This window comes from Paenibacillus sp. LS1 (assembly GCF_026013365.1).
Classification (GTDB): domain Bacteria; phylum Bacillota; class Bacilli; order Paenibacillales; family Paenibacillaceae; genus Paenibacillus.
This window is the reverse complement of the sequence record NZ_JAPDOE010000002.1, coordinates 344481-368939: the sequence shown is the minus strand read 5'-3', so window position 1 is coordinate 368939 and position 24459 is coordinate 344481. Positions and strand designations below refer to the sequence as shown.

Annotated in this window: 23 protein-coding genes; all 23 read left to right on the top strand. The window is 46.4% G+C overall.

Annotation, left to right across the window (positions count from 1 at the left end; translation table 11 throughout):
- The first annotated feature begins 30 nt into the window (after window positions 1-30).
- The 23 genes from OM416_RS11045 to OM416_RS10935 all read left to right on the top strand — a co-directional run bounded on the left by OM416_RS11045 (window position 31) and on the right by OM416_RS10935 (window position 24407).
- Window positions 31-2769, top strand: coding sequence for an FtsK/SpoIIIE family DNA translocase (locus OM416_RS11045; protein ID WP_264929240.1), 2739 nt, complete (start codon window positions 31-33; stop codon window positions 2767-2769).
- 198 nt (window positions 2770-2967) lie between these two features.
- Window positions 2968-3798, top strand: coding sequence for a spore cortex-lytic enzyme (gene sleB / locus OM416_RS11040; RefSeq protein ID WP_264929239.1), 831 nt, complete (start codon window positions 2968-2970; stop codon window positions 3796-3798).
- A gap of 125 nt (window positions 3799-3923) precedes the next feature.
- Window positions 3924-5204 (top strand): EF-P 5-aminopentanol modification-associated protein YfmF, encoded by a 1281-nt coding sequence (gene yfmF / locus OM416_RS11035; RefSeq protein WP_264929238.1) that lies wholly within the window; start codon window positions 3924-3926, stop codon window positions 5202-5204.
- 3 nt (window positions 5205-5207) lie between these two features.
- Window positions 5208-6488: an EF-P 5-aminopentanol modification-associated protein YfmH gene (gene yfmH / locus OM416_RS11030; RefSeq protein ID WP_264929237.1), complete on the top strand. Its 1281-nt coding sequence runs from the start codon at window positions 5208-5210 to the stop codon at window positions 6486-6488.
- 1 nt (window position 6489) lies between these two features.
- A complete protein-coding gene (gene ymfI, locus OM416_RS11025) occupies window positions 6490-7260 on the top strand; it encodes an elongation factor P 5-aminopentanone reductase (protein ID WP_062833845.1) in 771 nt (256 codons plus the stop codon).
- A 163-nt stretch (window positions 7261-7423) separates the two neighbouring features.
- Window positions 7424-7687: a DUF3243 domain-containing protein gene (locus OM416_RS11020; protein WP_062833846.1), complete on the top strand. Its 264-nt coding sequence runs from the start codon at window positions 7424-7426 to the stop codon at window positions 7685-7687.
- Window positions 7688-7884: 197 nt separating this feature from the next.
- Window positions 7885-8652, top strand: coding sequence for a DUF3388 domain-containing protein (locus OM416_RS11015; RefSeq protein WP_036609270.1), 768 nt, complete (start codon window positions 7885-7887; stop codon window positions 8650-8652).
- 66 nt (window positions 8653-8718) lie between these two features.
- On the top strand, window positions 8719-9765 hold the full coding sequence (locus tag OM416_RS11010; protein ID WP_169478449.1) for a helix-turn-helix domain-containing protein: 1047 nt from the start codon (window positions 8719-8721) through the stop codon (window positions 9763-9765).
- 73 nt (window positions 9766-9838) lie between these two features.
- Window positions 9839-10003 carry a hypothetical protein gene (locus tag OM416_RS11005; protein ID WP_167350848.1) on the top strand — a complete coding sequence of 55 codons (165 nt, stop codon included), beginning with the start codon at window positions 9839-9841 and terminating at the stop codon, window positions 10001-10003.
- 154 nt (window positions 10004-10157) lie between these two features.
- Entirely contained in the window at window positions 10158-10649 is a 492-nt protein-coding gene (locus OM416_RS11000) for a YajQ family cyclic di-GMP-binding protein (protein WP_017689115.1), read from the top strand.
- A 320-nt stretch (window positions 10650-10969) separates the two neighbouring features.
- On the top strand, window positions 10970-11557 hold the full coding sequence (gene pgsA / locus OM416_RS10995) for a CDP-diacylglycerol--glycerol-3-phosphate 3-phosphatidyltransferase (RefSeq protein WP_017689114.1): 588 nt from the start codon (window positions 10970-10972) through the stop codon (window positions 11555-11557).
- A gap of 108 nt (window positions 11558-11665) precedes the next feature.
- A complete protein-coding gene (locus OM416_RS10990; RefSeq protein ID WP_091017238.1) occupies window positions 11666-12922 on the top strand; it encodes a competence/damage-inducible protein A in 1257 nt (418 codons plus the stop codon).
- A 243-nt stretch (window positions 12923-13165) separates the two neighbouring features.
- On the top strand, window positions 13166-14230 hold the full coding sequence (recA, locus tag OM416_RS10985) for a recombinase RecA (protein WP_062833851.1): 1065 nt from the start codon (window positions 13166-13168) through the stop codon (window positions 14228-14230).
- 295 nt (window positions 14231-14525) lie between these two features.
- The gene (locus OM416_RS10980; protein WP_264929235.1) at window positions 14526-15263 is read left to right on the top strand and encodes a regulatory protein RecX; all 738 of its coding nucleotides are present in this window, start codon (window positions 14526-14528) and stop codon (window positions 15261-15263) included.
- A gap of 310 nt (window positions 15264-15573) precedes the next feature.
- Window positions 15574-17115 carry a ribonuclease Y gene (gene rny / locus OM416_RS10975; RefSeq protein ID WP_036609258.1) on the top strand — a complete coding sequence of 514 codons (1542 nt, stop codon included), beginning with the start codon at window positions 15574-15576 and terminating at the stop codon, window positions 17113-17115.
- A gap of 154 nt (window positions 17116-17269) precedes the next feature.
- Entirely contained in the window at window positions 17270-18064 is a 795-nt protein-coding gene (locus tag OM416_RS10970) for a TIGR00282 family metallophosphoesterase (protein WP_062833853.1), read from the top strand.
- 117 nt (window positions 18065-18181) lie between these two features.
- Window positions 18182-18442 (top strand): stage V sporulation protein S, encoded by a 261-nt coding sequence (locus OM416_RS10965; RefSeq protein ID WP_007430104.1) that lies wholly within the window; start codon window positions 18182-18184, stop codon window positions 18440-18442.
- An 86-nt stretch (window positions 18443-18528) separates the two neighbouring features.
- The gene (locus OM416_RS10960) at window positions 18529-19524 is read left to right on the top strand and encodes a dipeptidase (protein ID WP_264929231.1); all 996 of its coding nucleotides are present in this window, start codon (window positions 18529-18531) and stop codon (window positions 19522-19524) included.
- Window positions 19525-19708: 184 nt separating this feature from the next.
- Entirely contained in the window at window positions 19709-20281 is a 573-nt protein-coding gene (gene pduL, locus OM416_RS10955) for a phosphate propanoyltransferase (protein ID WP_062833854.1), read from the top strand.
- Between the two features lie 313 nt (window positions 20282-20594).
- Window positions 20595-22151, top strand: coding sequence for a tRNA (N6-isopentenyl adenosine(37)-C2)-methylthiotransferase MiaB (miaB, locus tag OM416_RS10950; RefSeq protein ID WP_264929229.1), 1557 nt, complete (start codon window positions 20595-20597; stop codon window positions 22149-22151).
- Window positions 22152-22495: 344 nt separating this feature from the next.
- Entirely contained in the window at window positions 22496-22909 is a 414-nt protein-coding gene (locus OM416_RS10945; RefSeq protein ID WP_371327927.1) for a RicAFT regulatory complex protein RicA family protein, read from the top strand.
- 211 nt (window positions 22910-23120) lie between these two features.
- A complete protein-coding gene (locus OM416_RS10940; protein WP_036609249.1) occupies window positions 23121-23525 on the top strand; it encodes a PaaI family thioesterase in 405 nt (134 codons plus the stop codon).
- A 78-nt stretch (window positions 23526-23603) separates the two neighbouring features.
- Window positions 23604-24407: an NUDIX hydrolase gene (locus OM416_RS10935; RefSeq protein WP_264929228.1), complete on the top strand. Its 804-nt coding sequence runs from the start codon at window positions 23604-23606 to the stop codon at window positions 24405-24407.
- Window positions 24408-24459: the final 52 nt, after the last annotated feature.

Sequence of the window (24459 nt, the reverse complement as noted above, 5' to 3'; positions counted from 1 at the left end):
GTATAATATTCTTCTGGGGGTGACCTGATTTTGGCCAGAAGAAAAAAGAGGAAAAAAAAGGGCGCTGGTTTTAGTGGCGTTTTAAAATATGAAATTTACGGGATTGTGCTGATTACCCTTGCTGTCATTGCATTATCGGGTGAAGCCACCGTTGGACGTTCGCTTTCCAAGATGTTCGGACTGATGCTTGGTAAGTTTTATTTTGCGATTCCACTTGTTGGTATTTATTATGGTTTGATGGTGATGATTCACCGGAAATGGCCGAGTGGCTGGACCACGCGCAAGACAGGACTGGTATTGTTGGTTTTTGCCTTAACCCTGATGAGTACCGTCTCTGCAATGCACCAGAAGCTCATTCCGGTGGGTGCGCTTGAGCCTGGTGCTGTGATTACACAGGTACATAATGATATGCAAACCGAGTTGCTAACCCCTGCTGCGCCAGGTGAGAGGGACTCCATGCTTAACAAGGATATCAGCGGTGGTTATCTCGGAGCTGGGCAATTTGCCCTGTTCCTGTGGCTGTTCGGTAGCCTTGGGGCAAGACTTATCATGATCGTCATGTTTGTTATCAGTTTTATGCTGATTACGAATCTTTCTTATGTGGATCTAATTCGAATATTTCGAACGAAGGTCTGGGATGCCGGGAGTTCAATGTACAAGAAGCTGGAGTCGAGGTCCTCTGCACGTTCTGCTTCAGCTCCTGATGCCAGGAAGAAAGGGAACGCTCGTAAAGTGGTACCTGTCCCTGTTGAAGATGATGAAGACGAGTATGAGGATGAATTAGAGGAACAGCATCTGCCTAAACGAAAAGCGCCAATATTCTTCCAACTGTTTGGAAAATGGGGAGCTGATCGGGAACAGGCGAAAGCAGGACGTGAGATCAATCAGGTGGATTCGGTAGAAACAGAACAGATTGTATACCGCGCCGAACAAGATCACCGTCCAGATGCTTGGCAGGATGCAACCGAAGACGTTGCGAATAAATCCGCTTCATCACACGTTCCCGTTCAGGCTAAACCTAACTCTGCGCCAATTATTCGAGACTTTTTCGAGCATGTCAGAGCAGAAGATGCAAGTATCGAAGATGATCTGGACGATGCTTATCCTTTCCCAGATGATCTCACCGATACCAACGCTGTTCAAGAGGGCGAGAATGCCATTAAAATAACGGATGAACTGGTAGAGACAGAGTGGTCTGCATCCGATACGGGAACGGGCTTGCCCAATGCTGTGGATGACATTCAGAGTGGAGAAGAAGTGCCGAATGATGCAACGCCGGGAACAGGTAGTTCAACTCCCGGTGGGCAGGACGCACAACCAATCAAACCACCGCCTCCGCCACCGAAGCCGTACAAGTTGCCTTCATTCCGTCTCCTTGCCAAGCCAAACAATGGGGGCAAAGCGGGTGACCAGAAGGATTACATGCAGACAGCGCGCAAACTGGAAGCCACACTGGAAAGCTTCGGTGTTCGCGCCAAAGTACTTGAAGTGGTTCGGGGACCTGCTGTTACAAGGTATGAAATTCAGCCTGATATTGGTGTCAAAGTCAGCAGGATTGTCAGTCTAACGGATGATATCGCGTTGGCTCTGGCGGCAAAAGATATCCGGATGGAAGCGCCGATTCCCGGGAAATCTGCAATAGGTATCGAGGTACCTAATGGTGAGGTGTCGGTTGTAACGATGCGTGAAGTAATGGAGACAGCAACGTTCAAGGATGCAGAATCCAAAGTGACTATTGCATTCGGCCGAGATATCTCCGGACAGACGATCATTGGTAACTTGGCTCGTATGCCCCATTTGCTGGTGGCAGGTGCTACAGGTTCCGGTAAGTCGGTATGTATTAACGGAATTATTACAAGCATATTGTACAAAGCGAAGCCGGATGAAGTGAAGTTCTTGATGGTCGATCCCAAGATGGTTGAGTTGAACGTATATAACGGAATTCCCCACTTGATGGCACCGGTAGTAACCGATCCAAAACGAGCGTCACTTGCGCTTAAAAAGATCGTGGTTGAGATGGAGAAAAGGTATGAACTGTTCTCCAAATCCGGTACTCGGAACGTTGAAGGCTACAACAATCTGATGAAAGATAATCCTGCGGCTGTTCTACCGTATATCGTTGTTATTGTGGACGAGCTTGCAGATCTCATGATGGTTGCAGCCGGAGATGTGGAAGATGCGATTGCGCGGCTTGCCCAGATGGCTCGTGCAGCCGGCATCCACTTGATTATCGCCACACAACGTCCTTCCGTTGACGTTATTACCGGGGTAATCAAGGCTAATATTCCTTCCCGGATTGCCTTCGGGGTATCCTCACAAGTGGATTCCCGAACGATTCTGGATATGGGTGGGGCTGAGAAACTGTTGGGCCGTGGAGACATGCTGTTCATGCCTATGGGCGCATCGAAACCGGTTCGTGTACAAGGCGCCTTTATGAGCGATGAAGAAGTCGAAAATATTGTTAATTATGTACGCGGTCAAGGCGAAGCGCAATATGATGAGTCCATTGTACCTGAGGTGGATGACTCCATTCAGGCAGCTGATGAAGTACAGGATGAGTTATATGAGCAAGCTGTACAGATTATTTTGGAGGCGAAACAAGCCTCAGTCTCCCTGTTACAACGTCGTATGCGGGTTGGTTACACGCGTGCAGCACGTTTAATTGACTCCATGGAAGCTCGGGGTGTAATTGGTCCTTACGAGGGCAGTAAACCACGGGAAGTGCTGGTTTCGCTTGAACAGTATCAACAGAATAAAATAAGCTCGTAGTGTAACATGTATCATGATTATTACGAATCGTTTAAGCCCTCAATCTTATTGGTTGGGGGCTTTTTACTTGCCCATCGAACTGAAGTTTTGCCATCTACTCCAAAGTTCGGATGTTTTGGTGCATAGGAAGCAAGCAGGCTTGTCATAATAACCTTAGCGATTCTGTTAATCCCACAAGAGAAAGGTAGAGCACAGTCGATGCGAAAAATGAACCTATGGCTTTTCACTGCTATTTTGCTGATATCCGCATTGGGAATCCGTTATTTGCTTCCTGGGAATACAGCAACTGAAAGTCCGAATCAAAGCACAACACAGGTTGAAGAGAAAGCCTTGCCTACTTTCAGCAGCAACGCTGTGAAATATGGAAGTTACGGTCAGGATGTGTATGAGCTTCAAGGCCGACTCAAGTATCTGGGATTTTACAATGGTAAAATCGATAGTAATTTTGGCAGCAGTACACTGAAATCCGTCAAATGGTTTCAATCGGAATTTGGTATGAAAGCCGATGGTGTCGTTGGAGCTGAAACCAAACTGAAGCTGTATAATGCTTCAACCAAATGGTCGCCAACCGAACCACCATTGCACAAGGAGAAAGCTTCCGGTGGAAGTGACAGCAGTAACAATGCTGCAGACAAAGAGCAAGACAATATGGGGTCGGCAAACTCCATGGGGCTATCCGAGAATGAACTCAAAATTATGGCAAATGCGGTATATGGGGAATCTCGCGGTGAGCCATTTGAAGGTCAAGTTGCAGTAGCAGCAGTGATACTGAATCGCGTTAAATCACCAAGCTTTCCTAATACACCGTCGGGTGTAATCTTTCAACCAGGGGCATTTACCGCTGTTGCAGATGGACAGATCTATCTGGAACCCAATGCACAAGCGAAAAAAGCCGTTGAACAGGCCATGAATGGATGGGACCCATCAGGTGGATGCCTTTACTATTTTAATCCCAAGACAGCAACATCCAAATGGATTTGGACCCGTCCTCAGGTGAAAACAATCGGGCAACATATATTTTGTATGTGATGATGTTGGAAGCAACCAGAAGGCGTGACTTCGGTTGCTTCTTGCCTTTTGATTGGGTTAAAATGGTTGTTACGTTTAAGCTTCACGATTGCATGATAAATGACGCCGTAAAGGGGTTTTGACATTTGAATACATCAGGATTTGAACGAGGTAGCAAGAGAGAGTTTCGTATACATGTGCTTCCGACCAAACGTTTCAAAACGTTCGCTATATCGTTATACGCAGGAGTTCCTTTGCGGGAAGATACGGTGACCAAAGTAGCACTGACACCTTTTGTTCTGCGGCGCGGCACAGAGTCCTATCCGGAAACAACGCAATTTCGTGAACAACTGGAGCATCTGTATGGTGCGGGGTTTGGTTTTGACGTGTATAAACGTGGGGATTACCAGATTGTGCAGTTCCGGATGGATACCATTAATGATTCCTTTGTTGGAGGGGATGAGCAGTTACTGGATCGTTCATTTGCCTTCCTTGGAGAGGTTCTTACCCGACCTGCACAGGAGGATGGACATTTTAGGACTACGTATGTACAAGCAGAACGAGAGACTGTTCGGAAAAAACTGGAGTCGATCGTAAATGATAAAATGCGCTATGCCGCTGAACGCAGTATTGAGGAAATGTGCAAGAACGAGCCGTACCGTCTTCACCCATTGGGTGAGCGCAAGGATCTCCCCGGAATTGAGCCTGACACACTGACTGAGTCTTATCAGGAGTGGCTACAGCAGGCGAGTATGGATCTGTATGTGGTGGGGGATACGACACTGGAAGAGGTTGAGAACCTCGTTCAGCGTCATTTCAATGTGGATCGTACGTCCTCCTCCGATTACCAGACACAGGCAGCGGTTCGAGGGGATAAGGAAGTCGAGACCGTTGTGGAGCGACTGAATGTGAGTCAGGGAAAACTCAATATGGGACTTCGCACATCAATCACTTATGGAGATCCTCAGTATGCAGCAGCACTAATGTACAACGGGATCCTCGGCGGATATCCTCATTCCAAGCTGTTTGTGAATGTACGTGAAAAAGAAAGCCTGGCGTATTACGCGTCTTCTCGCTATGACGGACATAAAGGCATTGCGACGATTCAATCTGGGATTGAAATCCCCAATTATGAGAAGGCTGTCACCATCATCAAGCAACAGCTGGAAGAAATGAAAAGCGGTACAATCAGTGATCTGGAAATGTCCCAGACCAAAGCGATGATCCGTAATCTGCTTAAGGAAATGCAGGATTCTGCTTTTGAGATGATCGCTTATGACTTCAATCGGCAGTTGTCTGGCAAAGAGAGAACGGCTGAAGAACTGTTGGCTCAAATAGAACACATTAGCAAGGAAGATGTTCGTGAGGCGGCAGAACAATTCCGTCTGGATACGATTTATTTCTTGCGGGACGAGAAGGAGGAATAATCGGTGGAGAGCATTCGGTATGAGCATTTGCAGGAGACACTATATTACGAAGTGATGGATAACGGACTGCATGTCTATATTTTGCCTAAACCGGGATTCCAGAAAACGTATGCGACGTTTGCAACCAAGTATGGATCGGTGGATAATCATTTTCAGGTTGAAGGACAGGAAGAAGTGAAGGTTCCGGATGGGATTGCCCATTTTCTGGAGCATAAAATGTTCGAAGAACCAACGGGTGATATTTTTGCAACATTTGCGTCTCATGGTGCTTCAGCTAATGCGTTTACGAGCTTTGATCAGACGGTTTATTTGTTTTCAGCGACCGAATATGTAAATGAAAATATACAAACATTAGTCGACTTTGTGCAAAATCCTTACTTTACAGATCAAAATGTGGAAAAGGAAAAAGGTATTATTGGACAGGAAATTAACATGTATGCAGATAATCCGGATTGGCGTGTTTATTTTGGACTGATCGAAGCCATGTATCAGAAACATCCGGTGCATATCGATATCGCAGGAACGGTGGAATCCATCAGTACGATCACGAAGGAAACGCTGTATTCCTGCTATAACTCCTTTTATCACCCAAGCAATATGCTCTTGTTCGTGGTGGGTGGTGTAGATCCCCAGCAAGTCATTGATATGGTTCGTTTGAACCAGGAACAGAAGGATTATAAACCACAGGGGAGTATTCAACGCTTCTTTGAACAGGAGCCTGAGCACGTAGGAGAAGCTAGACGGGAATCAAAACTGGCGGTTTCCCTGCCCAAATGTCTATTTGGATTCAAAGAGACAGACGTTGGACTCACTGGAGAAAAACTGTTACGGCGAGATACGACAACGCAGTTGATGATGGATCTTTTGTTCGGCTCAAGCACGCGGTTATTTCAAAAGCTATACGATGAAGACCTGATCTCGGACAGCTTTGGACATGAGTATAACAGTTCGCCGCAATACGCGTTTTCAGCCATTGGTGGTGATACGAAAGACCCGGATCAACTGCTGGCGCGTGTACGTGAAGAAGTGGATGCTATTGTGCAAAAAGGGTTTGATTCTACGGATTTTGAACGTTCACGCAAAAAGAAAATAGGCGGATATTTGCGTATGCTCAATTCTCCGGAGAACATTGCACATGAATTTACACGTCAGCAATTCCGTGGCGGTGATTTCTTCAATATGCTTCCGCTCTATGAATCGATTACACTGGAAGATGTGAATCTCAGACTGAGAGAGCATATTCGTTGGGATCAACTGGCTGTATCGCTAGTCGTGAGTCCTTGATATGGAGAGGGGAACAGGACAATTGAAGGCAATCGGGGAAATGACTGTACTGGTTACTGGAGCAAGTGGTGGCATTGGAGCGGCTATCGCAGAACGTTTCGCCAGAGTCGGAATGAATGTCGTAATACACTATATGAAATCGCATGAAGCAGCAAATGAAGCGGCCCGACGATGCATGGAACAGGGCAGTGGCAAGATCATGACCGTGTCTGCGGATCTCCGCAGCCGGGAACAGATTGAGCGTATGCGTGAGAAGCTGGAGTCACACAATCTCATGCCAGATATCCTTGTGAACAACGCAGGAATCTCGCACTATGGACTGTTGTCTGATGTTACCGAGGAAATCTGGGACGAAGTGATGGCAATTAACTTGAAAGGCACGTTTATGTGCACACAGGAAATGATGCCTCACATGATCTCCCAAAGGTATGGCCGAATCATAAATGTGTCGTCGATCTGGGGCCTGTCTGGTGCCTCTTGTGAGGTGTTGTACTCAACAACAAAGGGCGGGGTAAATGCATTCACCAAGGCCCTTGCCAAAGAACTCGCACCTTCTGGAGTAACGGTGAATGCTGTGGCTCCTGGCGCAGTTCAGACATCTATGTTGAACCATCTGGATCAGAGTGAACTGAAGATGCTGGAAGAGGAGATTCCGGCAGGAAGACTTGCTCAACCTGATGAAATCTCATCACTGGTTTATTTTCTGGCCCTCCCTGAATCGGGTTATATCAATGGCCAGATTATTAGTCCAAATGGTGGATGGTTAACGTAAACTAGCAAGAGAACTTGGCTGGCAATGAACGGAACAGGTGAAGATTGCGGAGAAGCAGCCGTCTTCCGGATTATTTTCAAAATGCTCGTATATAAAATGTCTCGAAAGCACATATTACAACTGTTGATTTTAAATCTCATGCGACAGCTAAGGAGGATTTATCATGTCAACAGAAAAAACAGTGCTCTCCAGTTTTGACACATGGAAGAAGTTCCTGGGTGACCGCGTACTGCAAGCGGAGAAGATGGGGATGAGTGAAGATACCATCAACAAACTTGCGTATGAAATCGGTGACTTCCTCGATGAGAAAGTCGATCCGGCGAACCATTCCAACCGGGCATTGAAAGAATTATGGGATGTCGGCGATGCAGATGAGCGTCGTACGATTGCGTGCCTGATGGTCAAATTGGCCAAACAAAACGCATAAGATTACAGATGAAGAGCTCCCGCAAGGGGGCTTTTCTCTAATGATTACAAACGGATTACAGAGCTGTTCTTGTAATTCATTTTCATTTTATATATCATTAACGTGACCCATTTTTAGAAGATGTCTCAGATTGTTGTCCAGTGGACACGTTCTGTTGCTGTCGAATAATGTGGAATAATGCATTACGGGGTGTTGAAATGGAATCTAAACAATGGTACATGGAATATAAAATACATAAGAACAGACCCGGTTTGTTAGGCGATATTGCCTCTATGCTGGGGATGCTTGAAGTGAATATATTGACCATTAACGGTGTTGAAGGCAAAACTCGAGGCATGCTGCTTGAATCGGATGATGATGAAAAAATCCGTTTGCTTGGTGAAATGCTTGGTAAAGTAAACAGCATCACCGTATCGGCTTTGCGTCAACCTAAATTGGTGGATATTTTGGCCGTGCGTCATGGCAGATACATTGACCGTGACTCAGATGATCGCAAGACATTTCGTTTTACACGAGATGAACTTGGGTTACTTGTGGACTTTTTGGGTGAAGTATTTAAGAGGGAAGGCAATCAGGTCATCGGTTTGCGCGGAATGCCTCGTGTTGGCAAAACGGAGTCTATTATTGCGGGCAGCGTATGTGCAATGAAGCGATGGACGTTTGTTTCCTCCACACTTCTTCGTCAGACGATAAGGAGTCAAATGTCCGAAGACGAATTGAACCCGAACAATGTGTTCATTATCGACGGAATTGTGAGTACGATTCGTTCCAGTGAGCGGCATTACAACCTGTTGCAGGATATTATGTCCATGCCTAGCACCAAAGTTATTGAACATCCGGATATTTTTGTACAGGAATCCGAATATGATTTTAATGATTTTGATATTATTATTGAATTGCGTAACATTCCGAATGAAGAAATTATTTATGATACGTTTACGGCTAGCTACACCGACGAATTGTAAGGAACCGTACGGAATCATGGAATAGATTAGTAACAACTCAAGAGATAAACATAAGGAGGAGATGGCATGTCTGAACTGGGTCAGCAGTTAAGAGAGGCCCGGCTGCAAAAAGGGATGAGTCTTGACGATGTACAGGAAATGACAAAAATTCGCAAGAGGTATCTGGAGGCCATAGAAGCAGGAGACTACAAAGTGCTGCCGGGCAGCTTCTATGTGCGTGCATTCATTAAAACCTATGCGGAGACCGTGGGACTGAACCCTGATGAGCTGCTGGAGGGACACAAAAAAGACGTACCGGCAGAAGAGGCGGAAGCAACGATGGAACCGGTTATTCAGAAGCGTTCCAGCCGTCCGGTTGAACGTAGTAATCGATGGATGTCTGTCGCACTGATGTGGACCTTCCCGATTCTGATTGTCGTTTTATTGTATGCATACGTTGTGTTGAACAAGGATGATCCTGCAGATAATCCGGGGCTGGATTCGGTCAAAATTACTGACAGTCAGGAACAGCCTGAGGATAAACCGGATCAACCTGCCGACAACGGACAGGCGTCTAACCCTCCTGCGACGGATTCAGGCACTGAAGGTACTGGTGAAGGTGACGCTGGTGGTAACGGTGGCGGTACGGACACAGAAGGACAGACAGACGGTCAAACGGATGGACAGACAGATGGAACTGAGGAAGAACCAGAACCACCTGTCGATAATTCATCTTCTACTGTAACGGTTGCAGAAGATGGGAAATCAGGAAATATTACGAACTTTAAAGTTAACGGAAGTGCAGGTCAGCCCGTAACGGTTACGATTAAAGCAACAGGCCATAGCTGGCTGGAAGTTTACAAAGGTGAAAACTCTAGCGGAGAGAAACTGGAGTATGGTAATACTGCCGAAGGCGACAGCTTTACCTTTGAGCTGGATAGTGCAGGCATGTACATTAAGTCCGGTTACGCTGCTGCGACCACGATTGAGGTGGGTGGGCAAGTTGTAACGGATGGCAAAGCGACCAATCGGATCCGTCTGCAGCTTGGTGAAGACAGTGGCAGTACTGCTTCATCCACAGGCGTTGAAAATGGATCAACGGACAGTACAGAAGGTAACACTGGTAGCGAATAACCGGGTCAACCGCAGGAGACAATAACGTTGTCTTAACTTGCAGTTAACTTTTGGTGAAGTGAGGTGGATGGCTATGACAGTCAGCTGGATCGTAACCGGTTTAGGGATCATTGTCAGCCTCCTGGGTTATTACCTGACTCCAAGTGCTTGGGGTTACGGAATATTGGGTTTTGGACTTGCACATGTGCTTCTGGGTGTGCTCGATATGTTCAGACAGCCCAACCGCAGCCGCTACTAGTTGGAAGCTGGACCAGCAAGCATTTTTGGCAGCCACTTCATGTGGAGGTCAAAAATGCTTTTTTCTTTGTAAAACATGTCTTGAAATTAGACTTTTGCTTAAGGTATCCTCTATAATGTTACAGAACATACGATTAACTGAAAGGGTGACTGGTTTGAGTTCAGAAAATTCATTTGATATCGTGTCCAAAATGGACTTGCAAGAACTGACAAATGCCGTTACACAAACCGAGAAGGAAATTGGCACTCGTTATGACTTCAAGGGCAGCAAGAGCAGTCTGAAACTGGATAAGGATGCGTTGACGATCGTATCTGATGATGAGACCAAACTCAAGGCTGTCATTGATGTGCTGCAATCCAAAATGGCGAAGCGTGGTCTACCATTGAAAAACATTGATTATGCCAAAGTAGAGCCAGCGTCTTCTGGTACAGTCCGCCAGCGTTTGAATTTTAAACAAGGCATTGATCAGGACATCGCCAAGAAAATCAATATCCTGATTCGGGACTCCAAGATGAAAGTGAAGAGTCAGATTCAGGGAGACCAGCTGCGGGTAACTGGTAAGAGTAAAAATGATTTGCAAGCAGTAATGCAGCTGCTAAATGGTGCTAACCTGCCTCTGGATTTGCAATATACAAATTTCAAGTAATATGGCCTTTTTGTAGCAAAAGTGTTTTTTGACACGTTATTGGGCGTATATTATACTAAGTGTGCATTGCTGGCAGTCATGCATCAAGTCCAGTCCTCATCGTTTGCTGACTTTGTGAAAAGCAGTACATCTTTTGGAAGTCACCGGAACGTTTAAAGCGGTTTTGCTTTTGAGCGGTTGACTTTATTTTTTGCGTTTCTACATAGTGGGATCATGTTAATTTGGATTGACATTGAAACTGTACATTTCATGTTCCGGATGATGATAACGGGATTATGATGAATGTTTGGAGTAATGGAGGATATGAGGGAGGGCGTCTTGTGAATTTACCCAACCGGATTACGCTTGCACGAATTTGCTTAATCCCTTTTTTGATGGTGTTCCTGCTCGTGGATTTTCCATTTTATCCTGAGCCGCTTCAGCTTGGAAGCTTATCGCTTCCGTATAATCAACTGATTGCTGCTGTTATTTTTATCATCGCCGCAAGCACAGATGGAATTGACGGATACCTTGCGCGGAAAAATAACATGGTTACCAATCTGGGAAAACTGCTCGACCCACTCGCAGACAAGCTGTTGGTTACTGCAGTGTTGATCTCGCTTGTGGAGATGGGCAAGCTGGATTCCTGGATTGCAGTTGTTATTATTAGTCGTGAGTTTGCAGTTACTGGCTTGCGTCAAATCGCATTGCTAGATGGTTCGGTTGTCGCCGCCAGTGCTTGGGGCAAGCTGAAAACGGTAGTGCAGATTGTGGCGATTGTACTGTTGCTGTTGAACAATTTCCCGTTTTCATACACGGGTATTCACGTCGATATTATCGCGGTATGGGCAGCAGCGCTTATTACCATCTGGTCGGGTATCGATTACTTTATCAAAAACAAAAACCTGCTTCATTTAACAAAAGCATAATGGTTTGCTCTTAAAATGGGTAATCATGAAGGAAGCATTGGGTCAGGGGCAATAGGAAATTATCCTATTGCCCTTTGATCACTCACCACGTGTACAGGAGGATGCTCAATGAAGGCAGAAATCATTGCAGTTGGCACAGAGCTACTGCTTGGACAAATCGTCAATACCAATGCCAGATACCTATCCCGTGAATTGGCTGCGATGGGGATCGATGTATATTTCCAAACGGTGGTTGGGGATAACCTGAATCGACTCAGTGAAGCCATTCGCATTGCGCAGGGCCGTGCAGACGTTATTTTATTCTCCGGTGGCATCGGACCTACCCAAGATGATCTGACCAAGGATGCGCTGGCAGCTGTTCTTAACCGGAAATTGCATACAGATCGAATGGCTATGGACAAAATCGAGAGCTTTTTCAGAGATCGTAATGTGGACATGACAGAGAATAACCGACGTCAGGCGATCGTTATTGATGGCGGAACACCTCTGGCCAATGAAACAGGCCTTGCGGCAGGAAATGCGATCTCTGACAATGATAAATATTATGTTGTGATGCCTGGGCCACCTAAAGAGCTGATTCCAATGTTTGAACAGGAAGTCAAGCCTTGGCTGTTCCAGCATGTACTCACAGAAGAGATGCCGATCTATTCCCGAATGCTCAAATTCGCTGGTATTGGTGAATCTGCTCTGGAAGATCGGCTTCTGGATCTGATTGATGCGCAGACAGACCCTACGATTGCTCCTTACGCGAGCGAAGGTGAAGTTACAGTGCGTGTCTCCACCAAGGCCGCCAGTGAGGGAGAGGCGAAGCTGAAGCTGGATGCGATGGAGGTCCAGATTCGGGAACGTTTGACAGAACATCTCTACGCGAACGAGGATGTGCCTATTGAGTACACCATTGTAACTATGATGTCTGACATGGGTCTGACGCTTAGCGCTGCTGAGAGCTGTACAGGAGGGCTTGTCATGCAAAGTCTGACTTCTGTACCCGGAAGTGCGTCGATGCTTAAAGGCGGAATTGTGTGTTACTCCAATGAAATTAAAGAAAAGCTACTGAATGTGCCTCATGATTATCTGGAAGGTGAAGATGCACCTGGGGCGGTAAGTCCGGAGGTTGCAAAAGTGCTTGCTGAACAGATCCGCATGATTGGCGATGCTGATTTTGGCCTGGCCGTTACCGGTGTAGCTGGACCGGGATATTCGGAACGCAAGCCACCTGGACTTGTCTTCATTGCTCTTGCTGAACGTGGAAAAGAAACGGAAATTCATGAGCTGCGCATCAATGGTAATCGTGAGACTGTTCGCATTCGTTCAGCTAAAGCAATTCTCTATCGCTTATGGCAAAAACTTGTGGCAATGGATTGATTAGTTAACCACACGGATTGCATTTGCAGTTCCAAGCAAGTATAATTAAGGAAGACGGAAGAACCGTAGAATTAGGCTATGCAGCCTTGTTTACGGTTCTTTTTTCTGTTTAATGGAAAGTTTCATAGAGGAAGAGGCGCCTCGGCCTTTACAAAAAAAACGAATGTATGTTCGAAAAAAAGCTTGGCAAACGTGTTAAAACAAGGTATCATTATCTTATAAACAGTAAAGGGTGTGAGCTTATTGTCAGACCGTCGTGCCGCGCTTGATATGGCGCTCCGTCAAATAGAGAAGCAATTTGGTAAAGGATCCATCATGAAACTGGGTGAGTCCACTCATATGAATGTGGAAATTATTCCCAGTGGTTCCTTGGCTTTGGATATTGCATTAGGAACAGGCGGCTTGCCTAAAGGCCGTATTGTTGAAATATATGGACCTGAATCTTCAGGTAAAACAACTGTTGCATTGCATGCGATTGCTGAAGTACAACGCGTTGGTGGACAAGCAGCATTTATCGATGCCGAGCATGCTCTTGATCCTCAATATGCAAGCAAATTGGGTGTTAACATTGACGAATTGCTTCTATCTCAGCCAGATACGGGTGAGCAAGGGCTGGAAATTGCAGAAGCTCTTGTGCGCAGTGGTGCAGTAGATATCGTCGTTATTGACTCTGTAGCTGCATTGGTACCAAAAGCAGAGATTGAAGGCGAAATGGGTGATTCACACGTAGGTTTGCAAGCGCGTTTGATGTCTCAGGCGCTGCGTAAATTGTCTGGTGCAATCAGCAAATCCAAAACAATCGCAATCTTTATCAACCAGCTTCGTGAGAAAGTCGGCGTTATGTTTGGTAACCCTGAAACGACACCTGGTGGTCGTGCGCTGAAGTTTTATTCCACAGTACGTCTGGATGTGCGTCGTATTGAGAGTATTAAATCAGGTAATGACATGATTGGTAACCGTACTCGTATTAAAGTCGTGAAAAACAAAGTAGCACCTCCGTTTAAACAAGCGGAAGTGGATATCATGTACGGTGAGGGTATCTCGAGAGAAGGCAGTATCATTGACATTGGTACAGAGCTGGACATCGTTAATAAAAGTGGTGCATGGTACTCATACGAAGGCGAGCGTTTAGGACAAGGCCGTGAGAATGCGAAGCAGTTCATGAAAGAGCATAAAGACATTGCTGAAATCATTGAACAAAAAATTCGTGTAGCAAGTAACTTGACTACTGCAGTTCCTGCGCCGACTAGTGAAGAGCAACAAAAAGAAGCAGAAGAAGAACAAGAATTGTTTGAAATCAACGAGTAATCCTCCCAAAACCCTCCCTTGTGGGAGGGAACGGAGGGAGTTGCCCTCTGGACTCCGTAAACTTGCCTGATTGAGCCTGGCTCGATTTGGATAAGGAATTATGGTGGGAGTGCTCTCGCTGTCCAACAGCCCCTGTCCCAATGGACAGGGGCTGTTGGCACGCTGACTGTCAGAGGTAACTGTGGAGGTTAAGGCCGGGCTGAGTTCCCGGCCTTTTGTATTAGCGTTCGCTGTCTTATGTGAAGATGCTCTTAGTGTAATCAGAATGAAAATGTGTATGAAAGGGGAGACCTGAATGGATCAACATGACGAGGATTTATATGAAGAAGCAGAAGGGGATGGCCTCTCCCAATTTCCGGATAACGAAGAACTTACCATTACACGGGTAGAACGAACGAAGAGCAGACAAGCTCGTTATCGAATTACTTTTGGCATTCACTCCATTACGGTTCTTGAAGATGTAATGATTAAATACAGGATGACGCAAGGCAATACGTTCATGAAAAAGGATCTGGAAGAAATCATTTTAGCTGACGAGCGGCAGCGGACGTATGCACAGTCTCTGCGCTTTTTGGAGCATAAACCGCGTACGCGTCATGAGTTAAGTCAGAAACTTCGTCAGAAGGAGTTTGCTGCACCTTTGATTGAAGAGACGCTAGATCGGCTTGAGCAGGAGAACCTGGTGGATGATGATCTATTTGCGAAGGAATGGACAAGACAGCGTATGGAGGGCAAGAGGAAGGGAAAACTGTGGATAAGGCAAGAGCTGCGTCAAAAGGGCATTGCCAATGATCTCATTGTTGAGGCACTAGAAGGTATCAGTACAGATGCGGAATTTGAGACTGCTCTGAGCGCCGGACGCAAAAAGTGGAATCAGGTCAAAGGGGACGTCAAAGAGAAGAAACATAAAACGCTTCCCTTCCTAATGAGACGTGGTTTTTCAATGGATATGGTGCGCCGGGTCGTGAATTGTTTAATTGAAGAAGATGAGGCTGGAGACCCTGAAGATGACGAAGCGTTGTTATGGGATTAGCAGAGTAGAGTCTCTATACTGCATTCTCTTGACAATTTCTTTCGTCAAATACTAAAATGGACATGAGTCTGTAAGAAATGGACAACCCTTTTTCCTTCCAAAAAAGCGGTTTCGGTTTCTTAAGATTTATACCATTCTTAATTATGGGTTCGCTGGAAACAGTGAATGGTACGTGGAAACATGTACATGTGAAATGAAAATCGGCGGGGGATCGCCGTGAGTATTCGTTATTCCCAAAAATATGTAAGGTTTGAAAACTGCAAATTAACCCAAGGAATGCCTTGGAGGAACCAACGAGGAGGTGAACAGTATGAATCCTGCAATCACGATCGCTCTCGTTGTGGCCGCGCTAATCATTGGGTTCGGAGTAGGATATTTTATTCGCAAATCTCTTGCAGAGGCTAAAATCTCTAGTGCGGAACAAGCTGCCGTACAAATCGTGGAGAACGCGAAGAAAGAGGCAGAAGCACTGAAGAAAGAAACGGTGCTGGAAGCGAAGGATGAAATCCATCGCATTCGTGCTGAGGCTGAAAAAGACACTCGTGAACGTCGGAACGAAATTCAACGACAAGAAAGACGATTGTTGCAAAAAGAAGAGTCGCTGGATAAAAAATTGGAATCACTCGAACGTAAAGAAGAGCAAGTGGCTAACAAAGAGAAACGAATTGATGAGACACAGCAGCAGATCGAAATGATCTACAAAAACCAGGTGACGGAGCTGGAACGTATATCCAACCTAACTATGGAAGACGCACGCAGTATCATACTGTCCAACGTAGAACAGGAAGTTCGTCATGAGACGGCTCAAATGATCAAGGACATTGAACAACAGGCGAAGGAAGAAGCGGACAAAAAGTCCCGCGAGATTATTACACTCGCCATCCAACGTTGTGCGGCTGACCACGTAGCGGAAACAACGGTATCTGTTGTTACCCTGCCAAATGAAGAAATGAAAGGCCGGATTATCGGTCGTGAAGGACGTAACATCCGTGCGCTTGAAACCCTTACAGGGATTGACCTCATTATCGATGATACGCCAGAAGCTGTTATTCTGTCGGGCTTTGACCCGATTCGCCGTGAGATCGCCCGTACTGCCCTAGAGAAACTGGTGGCTGATGGACGTATTCACCCGGCACGGATTGAAGAGATGGTTGAGAAATCCCGCAAAGAAGTGGATGAGCGCATCCGTGAATACGGTGAGCAAGCTACCTTTGAAGTGGGCGTGCATGGTCTGCATCCGGATCTGATCAAAATTTTGGGCCGGTTGAAGTTCCGTACAAGTTACGGTCAGAACGTCTTGAAGCATTCGATGGAAGTCGCTTATCTGGCTGGACTGATGGCTGGTGAACTCGGAGAAGACGTAACTCTGGCAAGACGTGCAGGTCTATTGCATGACATCGGTAAAGCGCTGGATCACGAAGTGGAAGGATCACACGTCGAAATTGGCGTGGAACTGGCGAAGAAATACAAAGAACATCCGGTTGTAATCAACAGTATCGCGTCCCATCACGGAGATTGCGAAGCGACTTCGGTCATTGCCATGTTGGTTGGCGCAGCAGATGCGCTCTCCGCAGCAAGACCAGGCGCACGCCGCGAAACGCTGGAAACGTATATCAAACGACTGGAGAAGCTGGAAGAGATCTCAGAATCCTTCGAAGGTGTCGAGAAATCGTATGCCATTCAGGCCGGACGCGAAGTTCGCGTTATGGTACAGCCTGAGAAGATCGATGATGCTGAAGCCTTCCGCTTAGCCCGTGACATCACGAAGATGATTGAGAATGAACTCGACTATCCGGGTCACATCAAAGTCACCGTCATCCGGGAAACCCGTGCGGTTGAATACGCAAAATAGAGCATTACGGAAAAGTGGCCGCAGTAGTGGGCCACTTTTCCTGTTGATAGCCTGTTAAAAGGCAACTACACATCATGGAGCATGAGATAGAGTCCTGCAGAGGTTCAACAATCGAAGTAAGAGGACTTTGCAGGAATTGAGGAGGCAGTAATCAATGAAAGTTTTGTTTATTGGTGACATTGTAGGCAACGTGGGACGTAAGGCACTAAAAGAAAATTTACCGTACCTGAAATCGAAGTATAAACCACATGTGGTCATTGTAAATGGTGAAAATGCGGCAGCAGGTCGCGGAATTACTGGCGCAATCGCGAATGAGTTTTTCAACTGGGGTGTACATGGTATTACACTTGGTAATCATACCTGGGACAATAAGGATATTTTTGATTTTATAGATGATGAACCGCGCATGATTCGCCCAGCGAACTTTCCACCAGGAACACCAGGACGAGGATACACGGTAGTCAAAGGTGAAGGCAAAGAGCTGGCAATTGTCAATCTGCAAGGAAGAACGTTCCTGCCTGCTCTGGATTGTCCTTTCCGTGTGGCTGATGAGATTGTTGATGAGTTGCGTCAGGACTATAAATGTATTTTGGTTGATATGCATGCGGAAGCGACGTCAGAGAAGATTGCTATGGGATGGCATCTGGATGGACGTGCGTCTCTCGTTGTAGGTACACATACTCATGTTCAGAGTAACGATGATCGGATTTTGCCTGGAGGAACGGCCTACTTGACGGATGCGGGCATGGTAGGGCCGCGTGACGGCATATTGGGCATGGAGCGTGAGGCCGTGCTACGTAAGTTCTACACCCAGCTCCCTGTACGTTTCGTTGTGGATGACGGCAAATGGCATTTCCACGGTGTCCTTGTAGAGATTGATGAGGCTACAGGCGCGGCAACACGCATCGAAAAAATTCGTCTGATGGAGGACGAGTGGCGCATGGAATAGGGGTATTGTCCCATTTTGCAGGGAAACCCGTCTAAAAAGAAGGAATTTTTTTGCCTCCCGCGAATAACATCTAGTAAGTGGAAACAAACTTTCAACATTCCCAGGGAGGTACTTACCATGGATGTATTAAAAGTTTCAGCAAAGTCCAATCCTAATTCTGTAGCCGGCGCTCTTGCAGGGGTTCTTCGTGAACGTGGAAATGCTGAACTGCAGGCAATTGGAGCGGGAGCACTGAACCAAGCCATTAAAGCGGTAGCGATAGCCCGGGGATTTGTAGCACCAAGCGGAGTTGACCTGATTTGTATTCCAGCTTTTACAGACATTGTGATTGACGGCGAGGACCGAACGGCCATTAAGCTGATTGTGGAGCCCAGATAATACATGCAGTATGCATTGAACCTGTTTACGATGATGTAGACAGGTTTTTTTGCGTTTTGCAACAAAATATAGTGGGAGGGTTAACGATGTCCATGTCGGATTGGCGTGTAGCTGATTTTCACTGTGATGCACTGAGCAAAATATTGATGCAGCCAGCTCTTTCGTTCGAAGATGCTCCACAACTGGATGTGAATTTGAAACGCTTGAAAGAGGGGAGAGTCGGATTACAGGCATTCGCCATCTATTTACCTGAAGTACTTGGCAGAGGCAAGTTTGAACACGTGATGGGGCAGTTGGAGATCTATCGTAAGCGCGTAGAGAGGAGTCAGAAGCTGCCTGACGGCACACAGACGTTGTTATGGCGCGAACAGGTGGCTCAGGTGGGGCAAACAGAGGATCCGTGGGGATTAATCACACTGGAGGGCGTGGACGGTCTGGAGGGCAACCTGTTCTATCTGGAGTTATGTTATCAGATGGGTGTTCGAATCATTGGACTTACGTGGAATTATGCCAATTGGGCGGCTGACGGAGTAATGGAGAAGCGTGGAGCAGGTCTGACCGAGAAGGGGAAGGAACTGGTGCGCCGGTGTAATGAAATCGGGATGCTGTTAGATGTGTCACATCTGACGGAGAAAGGTTTTTGGGAACTGACTGACTTGAGTGAACGTCCGTTTATCGCCTCCCATTCCAACAGCTATAGCGTATGTCCCCATGTGCGTAATCTGAAAGATGATCAGATTCAGGCCATCATTGCCCGCGAAGGGCGGATCGGACTGACGTTTGTCCCTTGGTTTGTTAAACAGGAGGGGGAAGTGCTTATAGAAAACCTGCTGCCTCATATCGAGCAGATCTGTTCTCTGGGCGGGCAGCATCATCTGATGATGGGGTCTGATTTTGATGGAATTTCAACGTATATTCAGAGACTTGAACACTCAGGACACTATCCGAGACTGACGGAAATTCTACTCAAGCATTATGATGAACAACTGGTACGGGGCTGGTTGTGGGGGAATGCGATGAGTTATCTGGGGGAACACTTGCCAGAGAGCGATGCGCAGATGAAGGGGACTTCCTTGAAGTAGCGGTGTGACTGAAAGAGGTGTAATTAAGTTTTTCCAAAATAAAGGCGGAAAATGATGGTGAAATATGTGTATTTCATGAATTTTCACCAGTTCGTTTTCATTTCACTCCAAAAAGGGGTATAATACCATTGGATTGTTAAGAGCCTGAGTACAGGCCATAGATAAACAAGGAGTGAAATTTACGATGAGTAAAACTGTACCTGTGGGCGTATCTGCCCGTCACATTCATGTATCCCAAGAGCACGTTGAAATTTTGTTTGGTAAAGGTTATGAACTGACTGAATTTAAAGCTCTGTCCCAGCCTGGCCAATACGCTGCTAACGAAACTGTAGCGGTAATTGGTTCGAAAGGACAGTTTGATAAAGTGCGTATTCTTGGACCTGTTCGTCCTGAAACGCAACTCGAGATCTCCATGACAGATTCATTTGCCATTGGTGTTAAAGCACCTGTACGTGAATCCGGAAGCATTGAAGGCACACCGGGAATCACGATTAAAGGCCCTGCTGGCGAAGTAACAATTGATAAAGGTGTTATCGTTGCTGCTCGTCACATCCACTTCCATACTTCTGATGCTGCTAAATGGGGTATCGAGGACAAACAATTGTTGAAAGTTCGCTTGAGTGGAGATCGTGGTCTGGTACTGGAAAATGTACTGGCTCGTGTATCCGATTCTTTCGCGCTGGACATGCATATTGATACAGATGAAGCTAACGCTGCTGGCGCTCGTAATGGCGACACTGCTGAAATCATCGACTAATAACATGAACAGCCTTCAGCCGCGAATTACGCGGTCTGAATAACGTATAAACCTGAGCACAGCCAAGAGGGTCGGTTAGTTCCAACCCTGATGGCAAGGCTCAGGTTTTTTATTTGTTTTTGGAGAGTTCTTCTGACCCTTGCATGTTTCGGATTAGACGAAGGCGCATGTGGTTTGGATGTGGAACTACAGCCCAATTCATGCTATAATTTGCTGTAATGCTCTTTTGCTGTTCCAAGCGACAAATTCATGTGGAACAGGGATGAATGAACGATTTTTTATTAATAGAGGCTGTAAGGAGTGACCGAAGGAAATGGCTAAAGACTCAAAAAAGGATTACTCCCAATATTTTGATTTCTCCGATGCCAAAGTAATTTCGCAAGATGAATTCAGCAAAAAGATAAGAATCCGGGGCCGTGAGATTAACATCAAATCGGAACCCAATCATCGTCAGGAGAAACAGCGGGGCAAGGAAGATGTTCAGGTGCTTTACGAAAATGCCGTTCCCGATGAACTGAAAAACATAGGAAAAGGCAAACATTATATTGTATATACGTATGGATGTCAGATGAACGAGCATGATTCCGAGACCATCAAAGGTCTGCTTGAGTCGATGGGATATCAGGCCACAGAGGATCGCAAAGATGCTGATATTATTCTGCTCAATACGTGTGCCATACGGGAAAATGCGGAAGATAAGGTGTTTGGTGAGCTTGGTCACCTGAAGACGCTGAAACTCGAACGTCCGGGATTGTTACTTGGCGTATGCGGATGTATGTCCCAGGAGGAAGGCGTCGTTAACCGGATCATGCAGAAGCATGGCTTTGTGGATATGATCTTTGGTACACATAATGTGCACCGGTTGCCACATCTGATCCAGGAAGCGCTATTCAACAAAGAAATGGTTGTTGAGGTATGGTCCAAGGAAGGCGACATCATTGAGAACCTGCCGAAGAAACGTGAGGGTATGCGCGGTTGGGTGAACATCATGTATGGTTGCGACAAGTTCTGTACATATTGCATCGTTCCGTTCACACGGGGCAAAGAACGCAGCCGTCGTCCGGAAGATGTCATTGCCGAAGTACGGGATTTGGCACGCCAGGGCTTCAAGGAGATCACCCTGCTTGGTCAAAATGTGAATGCGTACGGAAAAGACTTCACCGACCTGAACTACAGCTTTGGCGACTTGATGGATGCCATTCGCCAAATCGATATTCCGCGTGTGCGCTTTACAACCAGTCACCCACGTGACTTTGATGATCGCTTAATTGAAGTGCTGGCCAAGGGCGGAAACCTGGTGGAGCATATCCATCTTCCGGTGCAGTCTGGCAGTTCGGAAGTACTCAAGCGTATGAGCCGCAAGTATAGTCGGGAACACTATCTGAACCTGGCTGGCAAAATTAAAACGGCCATTCCGGAAGTCGTGTTGACAACGGACATTATTGTTGGTTTCCCTGGGGAAACGGAAGAACAATTTGAAGATACACTTTCCCTTGTCCGTGAAGTAGGGTATGATTTTGCCTATACCTTTATCTATTCCCCGCGTGAGGGTACGCCTGCTGCGGTGATGGAGGATAACGTACCGATGGAAGTGAAGAAGGAACGTTTGAAACGTTTGAATGAAACCATCAGCGAATACAGCCACCGAAGCAATGAAGAGCAACGCGGCAAAATCGTTGAAGTGCTCGTTGAAGGCGAGAGCAAACGGAATTCCGAAGTTCTGGCAGGACGTACGCGCAGCAACAAGCTGGTGCATTTTGAAGGACCCAAAGAATTGATCGGTACTTTCGTACAAGTGGAAATCACCGATCCGATGACTTTTTATATTCGGGGCAACCTGCTCTCTGAGCCGGTAGCTGCCAATCAGTAATACACACACACCAATAAGATGAGAATTTTGGGGTTCAATATCAGGTTCGGACATTTGCGCAAGTAGCGGAGGGGACGGAATCGGTCTGTAGAAGCGAAGCTAAAGGCTTTCTGAAGAAAGCCGCATCGGAAGCATATGCTGCGCCTTTGTCTCCGGATTTTAACCTTGAACAGTTTTAATCAGAAAAATCCGGAGACAACAGCGATCAAAAGATCGATCCGTATCCGTAGCGGTCATGGAGCATACGTTTGAACTCATTTGAGCCCAGATTCTCATCTTATATCATCTCATAGAATGGAGCGATTTCAGTGGCGCAGGAAGAAGTGCAGTACAACCATTATGGAATGCCAACCTACGATACGCGCAATCTGGTCATACGCGACGACATTATGGGAAAAGCCAAAGAATTGGCTGATATGCTCGGAACGAGTGAGGAAGTTAGACAGTTTCAACAGGCTGAAACCAAAATTCGTGATCATGAGCGCATCCAGCAGTTAATTGCAACCATCAAGAAGAAACAAAAAGAGATCGTTGCTTTTGAAAGCTTCAAAAATGTGGAGATGGTCAGCAAAATTGAACAGGAAATTGAAGATCTGCAAGGCGAACTGGACAGTATTCCATTGGTTACGGAATTCCAGCAGAGCCAAAGCGATATCAACTACTTGCTTCAGCTTGTGATCTCTGTAATCCGGGATACGGTTTCCGAAAAAGTGAACGTGGAGGCTGGAACGGATTCACCTCCGACCAGTTGCGGTTAAATGACGGAAGGGTGCGGACACAGTCCGCGCCTTTTTTGACATTCATTACATCATCGTTAACATGGGGTGGCTATCGCCAAGTACTCGGAATATACTTCCAAGCAAAGCTCCACGCTGTGGGGTTATTTTGTGTGGCGTGCTGATTTTTAATAATAAAGGCACATGACATCAAGAGCTTGATACTGACAGTGCAATAAAGGAGAAATGAATAATGAGTATTTTGGACAAAATGGTGGAAGACGGAGACGGACGTTTCTGGGGATTTCTCGGCTGTCGTTATATTAAAGGAGACGGCAAAGAAGTACAGATCGCGCTGACAGCAGGCGAACATCATACGAACTCCATGGGGATTATTCATGGGGGGGTATTGACTTCACTGATGGACCAGGCGATGGGTATGGTCGCAACAGCAGCAATGGAAGTAGATGGCTGTGTGACAACGAATCTGAACGTTCATTTTCTCGCACCCATGAAACAAGGGGAATTAACGGTGACAGCTACGGTACTACATCAGGCTGGACGCAGTGTTACAACTCAATCGGAAGTACGTGATGCGTCGGGCACGTTGGGATGCATGGCTACGGCGACATTCCGTATAGCACGTCCAAGAACATAACGCTGGAATCCCGCAGTTGACAAAAGATATTATTATGTCATAATGAAATTATCAAAATGAAAATAGTCGGTGGTGCCCATGAGCGAAAACTATGAACACTTCAATGCAGAGAGCGACGAACAGGCAGCACGTGCCTATAGTTCCAAGAAATATCGTACCCCCGATGGTGTTCCTGCGGATATCGTTATGTTCACCTTGACCAAGCGGGAGCGCAAGACGGTGACGAAGACACTTCCTATTCGGGAACTGAAAGTGATGCTGATCAAGCGCAAAGGCTGGCCTTTTGCCGGTAGATGGGCGTTACCGGGTGGATTCTGTCAGGAGAACGAGTCCATCTATGGTGCAGCAAAGCGTGAACTGATGGAAGAGACAGGTGTGGACGGTGGGCATCTGGAGTACTTGAATGTATACAGTCAGCCGGGTCGTGACCCGAGGGGCTGGATTATCTCTCATGCATTTTTCGCGCTTGTAGAAGAATGGATGCTGGATCAACGCCAAGCGGCAGATGATGCTGAGGATGTTGGATTGTTCACCATTCAGGAGGCCCTGCAAGAACTAGAGCTGGCCTTCGATCACAGAACAATTATCGAAGATGCTTATCGACGTATTCAACAGCAGATGCTGGAAACGACGATTGCTCGTCAGTTCCTGCCACGTGATTTTACATTAAGTGAATTATATCAGGTTATTCAAAGTGTTGTACCGGATTTTGAAGAACCAAACTTCATTCGCAAGATTACGTCTACCCGCAGTCGCAAAGGTATTGTGGAGGAAGTAAGGGATGAAGAGGGAAACTTGTTGAGTTCGAACCAGTACTCGCAGCGTCCGGCGCAGCTATATCGTTTTACAGAACTCGTCCCACGCCTGTCCATCTACACGTAATAATGTGTTGGTTTGTCAATCTGATTGAATCAGGATCAACCTATTCTGTCCA

What these genes read in the sequence shown, in the direction of transcription:
- sleB (WP_264929239.1), top strand. Translation starts at nt 2,968, where the DNA reads ATGCGAAAAATGAACCTATGGCTTTTCACTGCTATTTTGCTGATATCC.
- ymfI (WP_062833845.1), top strand. Translation starts at nt 6,490, where the DNA reads ATGGAGAGGGGAACAGGACAATTGAAGGCAATCGGGGAAATGACTGTA.
- OM416_RS11020 (WP_062833846.1), top strand. Translation starts at nt 7,424, where the DNA reads ATGTCAACAGAAAAAACAGTGCTCTCCAGTTTTGACACATGGAAGAAG.
- OM416_RS11015 (WP_036609270.1), top strand. Translation starts at nt 7,885, where the DNA reads ATGGAATCTAAACAATGGTACATGGAATATAAAATACATAAGAACAGA.
- OM416_RS11010 (WP_169478449.1), top strand. Translation starts at nt 8,719, where the DNA reads ATGTCTGAACTGGGTCAGCAGTTAAGAGAGGCCCGGCTGCAAAAAGGG.
- OM416_RS11005 (WP_167350848.1), top strand. Translation starts at nt 9,839, where the DNA reads ATGACAGTCAGCTGGATCGTAACCGGTTTAGGGATCATTGTCAGCCTC.
- OM416_RS10990 (WP_091017238.1), top strand. Translation starts at nt 11,666, where the DNA reads ATGAAGGCAGAAATCATTGCAGTTGGCACAGAGCTACTGCTTGGACAA.
- OM416_RS10980 (WP_264929235.1), top strand. Translation starts at nt 14,526, where the DNA reads ATGGATCAACATGACGAGGATTTATATGAAGAAGCAGAAGGGGATGGC.
- rny (WP_036609258.1), top strand. Translation starts at nt 15,574, where the DNA reads ATGAATCCTGCAATCACGATCGCTCTCGTTGTGGCCGCGCTAATCATT.
- OM416_RS10970 (WP_062833853.1), top strand. Translation starts at nt 17,270, where the DNA reads ATGAAAGTTTTGTTTATTGGTGACATTGTAGGCAACGTGGGACGTAAG.
- OM416_RS10965 (WP_007430104.1), top strand. Translation starts at nt 18,182, where the DNA reads ATGGATGTATTAAAAGTTTCAGCAAAGTCCAATCCTAATTCTGTAGCC.
- OM416_RS10960 (WP_264929231.1), top strand. Translation starts at nt 18,529, where the DNA reads ATGTCCATGTCGGATTGGCGTGTAGCTGATTTTCACTGTGATGCACTG.
- pduL (WP_062833854.1), top strand. Translation starts at nt 19,709, where the DNA reads ATGAGTAAAACTGTACCTGTGGGCGTATCTGCCCGTCACATTCATGTA.
- miaB (WP_264929229.1), top strand. Translation starts at nt 20,595, where the DNA reads ATGGCTAAAGACTCAAAAAAGGATTACTCCCAATATTTTGATTTCTCC.
- OM416_RS10945 (WP_371327927.1), top strand. Translation starts at nt 22,496, where the DNA reads ATGCCAACCTACGATACGCGCAATCTGGTCATACGCGACGACATTATG.
- OM416_RS10940 (WP_036609249.1), top strand. Translation starts at nt 23,121, where the DNA reads ATGAGTATTTTGGACAAAATGGTGGAAGACGGAGACGGACGTTTCTGG.
- OM416_RS10935 (WP_264929228.1), top strand. Translation starts at nt 23,604, where the DNA reads ATGAGCGAAAACTATGAACACTTCAATGCAGAGAGCGACGAACAGGCA.